The sequence below is a fragment of the Streptomyces canarius genome, assembly GCF_014650735.1.
Taxonomy (GTDB): domain Bacteria; phylum Actinomycetota; class Actinomycetes; order Streptomycetales; family Streptomycetaceae; genus Streptomyces; species Streptomyces olivaceoviridis.
In genome coordinates this window covers 1-10,244 of sequence record NZ_BMVN01000114.1, presented here as the reverse complement: position 1 = coordinate 10,244, position 10,244 = coordinate 1, and the positions used below count along the sequence as shown (strand labels likewise).

At 73.0% G+C, this 10,244-nt stretch carries 9 protein-coding genes and 3 pseudogenes; 4 read left to right on the top strand and 8 right to left on the bottom strand.

The window, feature by feature from the left end; all coding sequences use genetic code 11:
• Positions 1-570: pseudogene (locus IE294_RS45580) on the bottom strand (serine/threonine protein phosphatase); the annotation flags it as partial.
• A 243-nt stretch (positions 571-813) separates the two neighbouring features.
• Positions 814-1,353, bottom strand: coding sequence for a phenolic acid decarboxylase (locus tag IE294_RS45575; protein ID WP_268252877.1), 540 nt, complete (start codon positions 1,351-1,353; stop codon positions 814-816).
• Positions 1,354-1,441: 88 nt separating this feature from the next.
• On the opposite strand from IE294_RS45575, the gene IE294_RS45570 reads away from it, so the two are divergent.
• Entirely contained in the window at positions 1,442-1,981 is a 540-nt protein-coding gene (locus IE294_RS45570; protein ID WP_229918172.1) for a MarR family winged helix-turn-helix transcriptional regulator, read from the top strand.
• 112 nt (positions 1,982-2,093) lie between these two features.
• Here the strand turns inward: IE294_RS45570 and IE294_RS45565 are convergent, their stop codons facing one another.
• The 4 genes and pseudogenes from IE294_RS45565 to IE294_RS45550 all read right to left on the bottom strand — a co-directional run bounded on the left by IE294_RS45565 (position 2,094) and on the right by IE294_RS45550 (position 5,325).
• A complete protein-coding gene (locus IE294_RS45565) occupies positions 2,094-2,258 on the bottom strand; it encodes a hypothetical protein (RefSeq protein WP_189895211.1) in 165 nt (54 codons plus the stop codon).
• Positions 2,259-2,388: 130 nt separating this feature from the next.
• Entirely contained in the window at positions 2,389-3,936 is a 1,548-nt protein-coding gene (locus tag IE294_RS45560; protein WP_189895210.1) for an FAD-dependent oxidoreductase, read from the bottom strand.
• Complete coding sequence (locus tag IE294_RS45555; protein WP_189895209.1) at positions 3,933-4,097, bottom strand: hypothetical protein; 165 nt, start codon at positions 4,095-4,097, stop codon at positions 3,933-3,935. The genes IE294_RS45560 and IE294_RS45555 overlap by 4 nt, the downstream gene beginning before the upstream one ends.
• Positions 4,094-5,325, bottom strand: a pseudogene (locus IE294_RS45550) (lycopene cyclase family protein). Before IE294_RS45550 ends, IE294_RS45555 begins: the two are co-directional and overlap by 4 nt.
• 318 nt (positions 5,326-5,643) lie before the next feature.
• Between IE294_RS45550 and IE294_RS45545 the strand changes: the two are divergent.
• Positions 5,644-6,957: a polyprenyl synthetase family protein gene (locus tag IE294_RS45545; RefSeq protein WP_189895208.1), complete on the top strand. Its 1,314-nt coding sequence runs from the start codon at positions 5,644-5,646 to the stop codon at positions 6,955-6,957.
• Positions 6,954-7,223: pseudogene (locus IE294_RS45540) on the top strand (FAD-dependent oxidoreductase); the annotation flags it as partial. The gene IE294_RS45545 and the pseudogene IE294_RS45540, both read left to right, overlap by 4 nt.
• A gap of 950 nt (positions 7,224-8,173) precedes the next feature.
• Here IE294_RS45540 and IE294_RS45535 read toward each other — a convergent pair.
• Positions 8,174-9,058: an aldo/keto reductase gene (locus tag IE294_RS45535; protein WP_189895207.1), complete on the bottom strand. Its 885-nt coding sequence runs from the start codon at positions 9,056-9,058 to the stop codon at positions 8,174-8,176.
• Positions 9,059-9,162: 104 nt separating this feature from the next.
• Positions 9,163-9,687: a hypothetical protein gene (locus tag IE294_RS45530; RefSeq protein WP_189895206.1), complete on the bottom strand. Its 525-nt coding sequence runs from the start codon at positions 9,685-9,687 to the stop codon at positions 9,163-9,165.
• Between the two features lie 320 nt (positions 9,688-10,007).
• Here IE294_RS45530 and IE294_RS45525 point away from each other — a divergent pair.
• Positions 10,008-10,244 (top strand): alpha/beta hydrolase (locus tag IE294_RS45525; RefSeq protein ID WP_189895205.1); only part of this gene is annotated, 237 nt, incomplete at its 3' end.

Genomic DNA, 10,244 nt, shown 5'->3' with positions numbered 1-10,244 from the left:
CGGTTCCAGGACCGCGGTCGAGACGCACCTGCTGCTGCCGATGGTGCGCGGCGGCAGGAAGGCGCGCAGCATCTCGGCAGGCAACCGCATGGGCGCGGTACGTGTGCGGGCCGCGAGCCAGTCGCTGTAAGCACGCTTGGAGGTGATCAACATGGCGAACAGATGGGCCAGCATCCGGATGCGGCGCATCAGCGGCCCGTCCAGCGAGGTGGCACGCACCGCGAGCACGCCCAGTCGCTCCGCACCGTCGACCAGCGGCACCCAGACGATCAGGCCGTCATCGGCGTCGTCCACCCGCGGGGAGACCGTGCGGTAGGCCCAGCCGGCCGACGAGCGGTCCACGACGAGCGGCTCCAGGGCTTCGTCGAGTGGGAGGAGCAGCCGTTGTTGCAGATCGACGAGGTAGATCAGCGCCGTACCCAGGCCGAGGGCCGAGGCGCATCGATCGGCCAGGGCGGGCAGTTCGACCGGCAGGGCCGTTTGCGCCTGCGTGATCAGCTGTTCCAGCAGGCTCTCCTCGACGGCCGGGTCGTGGGCGGAGGGCTCGCGCCGTGGGTCCGACACGGACATCACTCCTTCCACGCCGGTCTCACACCGATCCTGTCCCGCACAGCCTGCTGCTGCCACTGCTCGACGCGCTCCCCGGTCCACGGCCGGTCGGCCGTCCCGGCATGGGGCGGACTCGCGCTCCGCCGTCGGCGAGGGTGTCGGGTGACCGGCTCCCTTCCGAGGAGCGGCAGCCCCTGGCTCCGGCGCTTTTCGCCCGCTGAGCGGCCAGGGTGACGAGCCACGCTCCCTGCGGACGGGTACCGGTCAGTTGGTGCGGTCGGCGAAACCCTCGGGCAGGTCCTCGGGACCCACCGCGACGACACCCTCGTCGTTCTCGCCCACGTGCTCGAAGAGGGTGATGCGGGCGAATTCGGGGACGACGTAGATCGGGTAAGTGGGTCCAGCGTCCCGGTAGGCGCGCATGTCGTCCAGGTGCTCGTTCTGGAAGAGCACCGTCTTGCTGCCGTCCTGTTCGATCCACTGGGGGAAGAAGATGGTGCCGTGCAGGACCCGCCGACGGGGCAGCACGTTGACGACGACCGAGGTTCCGGTCGGCTCGTTCCAGGACACCTTGTACACGTCGTCGGCGAGCTGCACCAGATCGACCTCCTGGTCCTTCACCCAGCGGCCGCCGACCATGCCCGAGTGGATGCGGTAGTCGATGGACGTCGCGTTCTTCACGTACATCTCGTACTGCCAGCCGTTGGCGTACGTGTAGACGAACCGGTGCCCGACGATGCCGGACAGGTCCTGCGGCGGGACGGGGTTCTCGACGGTGGTCGGAGTGTCGTGGTCGGCAGTCATGTGCGTTGCTCCCTGTAGTACCTGGAATTATTTTGCTACAAAAATATATGCGATGCAAAACTCTACGGTCGCAGGTCACAATGACGGCATGCGCGACACAGACGGAGTAGTGGCCGGGAAGCACGGCGAAGGTGCGCCCAGGGCGCAGGGAGCAGCCCGGGTGGCTGTCGCACTGGGCGGGCTGCTGGGTCCGCTGCGACGCGCCGTGCTGCGCGCCACCCGAAACGCCGAGGGGCTGCCGGACCTGCCGGAGGCACAGATCGAGCTGCTGCGGGCGCTGTCCTCGTCACCCGAAGGCCTCAGCCCCGGCGCGGTGGCAGCACGGTTGCGAGTGGCCCCCTCCACCGTGAGCAACCTCGTCCGAACGATGTCCGGCACACGGCTGGTGGATCGAGTCCGCCCCGAACACGACCAGCGGACCGTGGTACTCACCGCGTCGCACGAGGCCCTGAACCTGCTGGAGCGCTACGACCGGGCCAGTACCGCAGCACTCACCCAGGTCGTCGAGGAATTGCCCGACTCCGACCGGGCGGCCCTGGACCAAGCGCTGCCCGCCCTCGGCCGGCTGGTCACCGCGTTGCAAGCCGCTCACGGCACCGGCACCGACACCGGCATGCCGACATCATGACCCGAGTCGGCGTAAGCGGCGGCTACGCCGGCACCACACCGGCGGACCGACCCGGGTCGTTGGCGAAGCCCGCGGGAACGGACGACGGCGAGAGCCGCTGAGGAGTCACCGCTCAGGCGCAGCCGGTGGTCCAGGGCGCTCCGGTGGCCTGCCGGTGACGACCGCGCCGGATGTACGCCCCCTCCGCGTCGGCCACCGGTGAACGGTACTGCGACACGTCGGTCAGGTGCCGGGCGACGACGCGGGCGGGGGGAGCAGCGGCCGGCGCCTCGGCCACGTCGCCACGTCGCAGCCCGCATCGCCGGCGGGCACGACGCAACGGTCGTAGCCGGGCTCGGCTCGGTCATCGCGTTCGCGATCGCTTCGGCCGTGCCCCGCAACGGCATGCCATCTCGGACCGTCCGTGCTCAGCACCGTGCGGCCAGCATTCTCAGGATGGTGCTGCGCCCGCGGTCCGGGACCGTCCACAGCGTCTGCCCCCGCACCCCCCACCGCCGCAGCAGGGCGTTGGCCGCGAGGAAACCGCTCGTCGCCGCCCGTTCCATGAGCGCCACGGGCAGGCCGGTGCGGACCTGGTCGCCGGCCAGGACCAGCTGGGGGTGGGGGGTGTGGACGGTGGGGCGGTCGCGGTAGCCGCCCACCGGGAAAAGGGGGCAGTCCTCGTGCCACTCGTGGCGGCTGTCGAGGACCGTGGCCGTGCGGGTCTCCGGGTAGACGCGGTGGAGTTGGCCGAGGAGGCGCTTGTGCTCGACATCCCGGGCGGCTCCGGCCGGTACGGCGTAGGCGTGCAGTTCGACGACCGATCCCCCGGTGCGCGCGCTCCAGCGGGCGGCTTGGTCCTCGTAGCGTTCCAGCACGCTGATGTTGTCGAGGCCGCCGAAGCCACTGGTGCCGAGGAAGCCGGGCCGGTCGGGCGCGACGGGCCGGTCCAGCCACAGCCGGGTCACCAGGAACGGCGGGGCCGTGCGCAGCCGTCCGATCCGTTCGCGCCAGGACGCGTCGCCCAGTTGTCCGCAGCGTTCGACCAGCGTGCGCAGGCCCGCGCTGTCCAGGGCGAGGACGACCCCGTCGTAGGGACGTTCGTCCCGGTCGCAGGCGACCACCAGACCGCCGTCCCGGGTGGGTGCGACGTGCTCGACGGACGTGCCGGTGCGCACTTCCGCGTGGTGTCTGGTCAGGTAGCCGGCGAGCGGATCCCACAGGGCGGCCGGGAAGGGGGCGCGGGGCACGTCGAACAGCAGCCCTTCGGCGGAGCCGAGGAAGTAGATGTGGAACATCAGCGCCATCTCGGCCGCCGACAGTTCCCTCGGGTCGGCGAAGAAGCTGCGGGAGAACACCTCGAAGGCCAGGTGGCGGGCGCTCTCGGGGAAGCGTACGGCGTCCAGGAGGGCCTGGGCGCTGGTGCCGTCCAGCCGGTCGTACACCTCGGGCACCCGCACGTCCAGCAGGGGCAGGGCCGCCACGGGGTTCATGGTGCGCAGGTCCGGGAGCCGGAAGGAGGGGCTGAGCGCCACGAAGCCGAGCGCGCTGAGCGGCGGGGTGCGCGGGACGTGCCGGAAGCTGTCGGTGAGGCCGCCGGCGTGGCGCAGCGGGTAGTCCGGGAGGCCGGTGAGCCGTTCCAGGCCGGGGTCGGTCCGGCGCAGCAGTCCGCGCAGGTTGTAGTACTGGCGGAAGAAGGCGTGGAAGCCGCGGCTCATGGTCACCGGGGTGCCGTCGCTCAGTTCGGTGGGCCAGCCGCCAACCCGCCCGCCGAGGTAGGGCCGCTTCTCGTACAGGGTGACGGCCACACCGCGCTCGGCAAGGGCGGTGGCGGCGGCCAGGCCGGCGATGCCCGCGCCGATCACCGCCACCGACGGCGGGTTTCCCGACACCCGGGCGGCGCCGGGCGGGGCGGGCAGGATCCGGGCCCGGCGGTCGCGCCCCCGGCGCGCGGCGCCCTGGCGTGCCGCCCTCATGCGTTCTCCCTCGGGGCATGCGGCCGGTGGGTGACCGCGGTGTGGGCGGTGCCCGTCCGCCGGCCCGGCCGGGGCTGGGCGCGGGTCTGGTGCGTGCCGTCGTGGATGCGGGAGGCGCGGTCGGGAGCGGCGGCGAGGTGCTCGTCACGCGGCGGGTTCATGCGGTCTCCGTCGGGTGCCCGGTGGCGGGAGGCGTGGGCAGGTCGAAGGGGTGGCGGGGCAGGCGGGGCAGGTCCAGGGCGGATCGCAGCATCGGCCCGGCAGGCGTGCGCAGGCCGATGGACAGGTCCTCGTGCGGGCGGGTGTCTCCGTCGAGGAACCGCAGCAGCCGTGCCATGGGCACGCGGGCGAAGAGGCGGCTGAACAGTTCCGGGCCGTCGACCCGGCCGCTGTCCAGGGCGCGGAGCAGGACGGCGTCCATGAGGCGCGAGCGCCTCGAGTGGGCGGCGGGGGGCACCGGGCGGTGTCCGCGCGGCGCAGGGCGTCTGCGACGGCCCTGGTCTGGCGTTGCAGCCCGGCGAAGGTGTAGCCGGTGGCGGGGCGGGTCGCTCCCCCGGCGGCGCCGATGCGGAAGGCGGAGGCGCCGGTCTGCCGCGGGACCGGCGCGTCGGTCATCGCGATGACGCCGGTCTCGCCGGCCGGCACCTGGCGTTCGCCGAGCCGCAGGATGTCGTCGGCGTAGTGGCGGACGGCCGCTTCGCAGCCGTCCGGGGTGAGGGGGTGCGCGGAGAACTCGGTGTATTCGACGAGGGCCTCGCAGGGGCTGGTGGGCAGGACGTAGCCGAAGGACAGGCCGTGGGCGGGCTGGGGCGTGCGGAAGTCCATCAGCTCGACGGCGGCCGGGTCGAAGACGGGCCGGGCGGTGCGTACGAACCAGCCGTGGAAGTGCTGGAGCAGGGTGGTGCGGGCGGCCGGGAGGCTGCCGGGAGGGCGCGAGTCGAACACCCAGCGGACGCTCGGCACCCGCGTTCGGCCGTGCGCGTCCCTCAGGCGGACGTGCGCCCCGCCGGGTACGTCCTCGACCGTCTCGACGGTCCCTTCGAGGCGCCGTACGGTGGGGCTGCGGGCCAGGTCGCGGGAGACGACGCGTTCGAAGTCGTCGGAGCGGATCATGCGGTACCGCAGCGGGGCGATGTTCCCTTCGACCGGAGCGCCGGTGCGCGGGCGCACCCTCAGCCGCTGCCATTCGGCCCGCACCGCCGCGTCGAACCGTCCGGGTTCCGCCGTCCAGTAGCACCAGGTCCGCGGTGGTGGTCGCAGCGGGCCCGGCGGCGCGTCCACCAGGACCACGGACGGCGTCCGCAGGCCGGGAACGCTCTCGGCGAGCCGGTGGGCCAGCGACAGCCCGGCCGCGCCCGCGCCCACGACGACCGCGTTCGCTTCCGGCACGGCGTCTCCCTTCGTCGGTGTTCTCCGGTCCGGTCAGGACACCGGTCGCGGCGGCGGTGCCCCGGGACGGTGACGGGCCGCCGTGGACAGCGTGCCCGTTCTCGTGGGGTGTCCCGGCGTGGTCTTCCGGATGGCGTACCCGGACGGATGCAGGGCACCCCGGCGGCCTGCGGGCGAGCGCCGGACACCGCACGGTGGAGGGGGCGGACGCCGAGGGCGCCGCGCGATCACTGAGGGTTCACGCATCCGTTCGCGCCGCCGGGACCGAAGCAGTCCGTACGACAAACGACGGACACGGACACGACGGAGGGAACCGGGATGCGTCCCACCCACGCGAAGGACCACCCTGCGGCCTCGCCGCTGCGGCCGGCCGCGGCGCCGGTGGCCCCGCTCCCGCGCGGGGCCGGTGACGGCGCGGGGCGGGGCGGGGCCGAGGCGTGCTCCACGGCGGGCGGGCCGTTTCCGGCCGGTCCCGCCGAAGTACGCCTGATCGACGCCGACGTACCGGGCGCCGTCGGCCGGGTGCTCGACGAGGCGCTGGCGGAGCGCCTGCGCCGCGCGCGGGCGGCGGATCCGCTGTTCGCCCGGGACGTGGCCGAACGGATGACGCGGTTCACCCTGGAGGGTGGAAAGCGCACCCGCGCGCAACTGGCGTGGTGGGCCTCGCGGGCCTGCGCCGGCCGGGACGCGGCCGTCGCGGCCGGGGCCCTGCGGATCGGTGGCGCCCTGGAACTGCTCCAGACGTGCGCGCTCGTCCACGACGACGTGATGGACCGGGCCACGCTGCGACGGGGCCGGCCCACGCTGCACACGGAGCTGGCTTCGGGCCACGAGGACCGGGTGGGGCCCGAGCGGGCCCGGCGGTTCGGGCAGTCGGCGGCGGTTCTCGCCGGGGACCTGGCGCTGGCCTGGGCCGACGATCTGGTGGCGGAGACGCCGCTGGCGGTGTGGAAGGGCGTGGTGGTGCGCCGGCTGTGGAGCGACATGCGCACGGAGATGGTGGCGGGCCAGTACCTGGACCTGCACGGTCAGGTCACCGCGGCACGGCAGCTGGCCCGCGTGCTGCGCGCCGGCTGCCTGAAGAGCGCCCTGTACTCGGTCGAGCGGCCCCTCGCCCTGGGAGCGGCCGTGGCGGGCGCGGACGATGTGACGCTGCGCCGGCTGTGCGACGCCGGACGCTGTGCCGGGATGGCGTTCCAGCTCCGCGACGACCTGGACGACGTCTTCGGGGATCCGCTGGTGACGGGCAAGGCGTGCGGCGGCGACATCCGGGAGGGCAAGTCCACCTATCTGGTCGCGGTCGCCCGCGCCCGGGCCGAGGCCGCCGGCGACGGCACCGCGCTCGCCGTGCTGGACCGGTGGCTCGGTGACACGGCCCTCACCGAGCGGGGCCTGGACGAGGTGCGGGACGTGCTCGTAGCGACGGGCGCGCGTGCCACCGTGGAGACCAAGCTGGACCGGCTCGCCGCGCAGGGGCTGCGGCACTTCGACCGCACCCTGCTCGACCCGGAAGGAGCGGCGCCGTTGCGCGCCCTGCTGCTCGCGGCGGCCGGGGTGGGGCCCGGCCGGGACGCCGCCTCGCAGGGCCGGTACGCGCCCCTTCCCCGGGGCGGCGCGGAGAGCGGCCGGTGACCCGCGCCCTGCCCGGGCCCACGGACCACGTCGTGGTCGTCGGCGCGGGACTCGCCGGGCTGTCGGCGGCCTTGCACCTGCTGGGCGTCGGCCGCCGGGTCACCGTCGTCGAGCGCGAGGAACTGCCCGGCGGCCGGGCCGGACGCCTGGACCTGGGCGGGTACCGCATCGACACCGGGCCCACCGTGCTGACGATGCCCGACCTCGCCGACGAGGCGTTCGCCGCCGTCGGGGACAGCCTGTACGCGCGGGTCGAGCTGATCCCACGCGCCGGCCGGGTCCAAAGGTCCCGGGACACGGCTGATCGTGTCAGCTCTCCCGGTGTCGCCGTGCGTGGTTCGGCAACCGTGGTTTCCGGCAGAGGTGTACGCCCCGCTGGTCCCGCTCGACCACGCAAAGGCCGTCCGGCTGTCCGGACACTCTGGGCCCGATCGCGGAGGGCGGGGTTGCTGCCGCGGCACCGGCGCCGGGGACTCGGGCGTGGCCAGCGCTCGGTGGTGGACGCGGTCGATCCGGTGGTGGTGGAGAGCGCGGCTGTGCTGGCGCGGCATCTTCGTCAGGGGCGGGACCGGCGGCCGGCCGTGCTGGAGTGGTGCGCCGAGGCCGGCATACCGATGATGCCGGGGGCGGTTCCGGTCCCGGAGCCCCCGATGGACGCCATCCGCCAGGCCCTGGTGTGGGTGCTGGAGAGGTCGGTGTCGCAGCGCCTGGTGGCGTTCGCGCGCGGCGCTGCCAGGGCGGGTGAGGAAGGGCTGGAGGCGCTGTATGAGCTTGCCCGCCGGCGAGGACGAAAAGCCGCGGCGTCACTGCGCAGGGCATGGTTCGGGCAGCTCCCGGAGCGCATTCGCTTCGAGGACGTGACCCAAGAGGTCGCAGCCCTGCCGACCAGTGCGGTGAAGGGACCCTACGACCCCGAAGGCTCCTGGAAGTACAACTCCTGCCTGGCACTCGACCTGGGCTATGGACCGTGGCCGGCGGTCCGGGCGAGTTCCTCGACCGTCCCGGACCGCTTCCTGCGCACGGTCCCCGCCCTGGCGGACCCGCTGGGCCACGCCGTGGCGGATCCGCTCGGCCGCACCGCCCAGCGACGGCGGAACACCGTGCCCCCCTCACCGGCGCGCCGCGGGGTGTGTCATACAGCGACCGGGCAGCCGTGCGGCGCCGTCCGGGCGCGGCCACGCCGGCTGCGGACGCGCGGGAGCGGGCCGCGGCGGCACTACTGGGCGAGGGCGTCGATCGTGCTGATCTCCTCCGGCGTCAGGACCAGGTCCTGGGCGTCCAGGTTCTCCCGCAGGTGCCCGATGGTCGTGGTCGCCGGGACCGGCAGCACCGACGGCGAGCGCGTCAGCAACCAGGCCAGGGTGACCTGGGGAATGGTGGCCCCGTGCGCCTCGGCGATGGGGGACAGCACGGCGGCGATCGCCTCGGGGCCGCTGGTGTCGGTGCTGTCACCGGGTGCGGTGAGGGAGACGGGCTGCCAGGGCACGAAGACGGCGCCGCCGCCGACGGCGGCGTCCAGGAGCGGCTGCTCGTGTCGCGCGGCGACGTTGTAGTGCGCGGTCACGGCGGCGATGTCGGTGATCTCCCGCGCCTCGCGCAGCTGCTCCACCGTGACGTTCGACAGCCCGATGTTCTTGATCAGCCCCTTCTTCCGCAGCTCGGCCAGGGTGCCGACCTGGTCGGCGAAGGACGCGTCCGTGGCCCGGCCGGTGTGCAGGTAGTAGAGGTCGATCTGCTCCACACCCAGGCGCCGCGCGCTGAGGACGGCGGACTGCCGCAGGTACTGGGGGTTGCCGATGTAGCCGATCGTCGACAGTTCGGGACCGCTGCGGACCAGACCGCCCTTGGTGGCGATGACCAGGTGCTCGGGATAGGGGTGGAGTGCCTCGCGGATGAGTGTCTCGGCGGTGTGCGGTCCGTAGACGTCCGCGGTGTCGATCAGATCGACCCCCGCCTCGACCGCTTCCCGCAGGAACTTCCTGCCGGCCTCCCGGTCGGGATAGTCGCCGAACAGGCCCGGCCCGGTCAGCCGCATGGAGCCGTAGCCGATCCGGCCGACCTTCAGGCTCGCGCCTACTGTGATCTTGGTTCGTTCAGTCATGATGTGTGCTCTCGTTGAGGTGGACGGTCCCGCGACCGGGGCCGTCCGGGTTTTTCGGATCCCGGCCGATCGGCGTCCGGTACGGCTGCCCGGAACGCCGCTTCTCAGCGGGACGATGTGGGCCGCGCGCCCGGCTCCGCGACGGGGTCTGTCCGGATCGCCGCGGCCCGCGCCTCCGGGCTGGTGACCAGGGCGTCGGCGAGCGCTCCGTACGTGGTGCAGAAGGCGGCGTCGATGTCGGGGGAAAAGGTCCAGGCCGCGGGTCTCCAGCCGGACGTCATGGGGGCCGCCACCCGGATCCGTCCGTGTCCGCGGTCCCGCGCGGTCCGGTACCAGAGGGAACGGACTCCCCGGTAGGCGCGGTCGTACAGCTCGCGACGCACGACCGTCGGGTGTGAGAGGCGGCGGTGGCGGTCGTCGGTGCAGCCGGCGATGTCGTAGAGGTACTGCTTGCGGTCGTCGTCGAGGCACAGGGCGCAAAGGAGGATGAGCAGGACAGCGGCGGAGGCGGGGACGCGGCGTTCGAGGCGGGTGTAGTGGTCGACGCTGATGGAGGCGAGCCGGGCGGCCCCTTCGCGGCGCAGGCCGGTATGCCCCTGTGGGGAGACTCCGTTCCAGGCGGGCCGCACTCCTCAGGAGTCACCTGCGCCCGACTCCCCCGCAGGAAGACGCCGAGGCGGGAAGGGGGTACCGGATTCATGTCCTCCAGTGTCACGTGCGGCGGCGGATTAAGACATATGTGTGAGGGGGCAGATTTCTTCCCAGGCAGGATTTTGTCTCTGTTACCCCTGCTGAGCTGGTGCGATGCTGAACACGACCCGGTGGGTGAATGGATTTCGGAAGCCGTGTGCTGCCTGCGGTACTTACCGTCATGTGACTGATTTCCACACCGATATCACCGACACATAGTAGGTCCCGAAGGAAACCGTCGAACAGGAGAAGTGTTTTGATGTCCAGGTCGAGTGTGTCTTTCCAGAGTGCGGGTATCGAGATCGCCGCGCACATGTATGTGCCGGAAGGGCGGGCGGAGGGTCCGCGTCCGGCGCTGGTGGTCGGCCACCCGGGGACGGGTGTGAAGGAGCAGACGTCGGGTACGTACGCGCAGCTGATGGCCGAGCGCGGATTCGTCGCCCTCGCCTTCGACGCGGCCTACCAGGGCGCCTCCGGTGGTCTGCCGCGCGGTCTG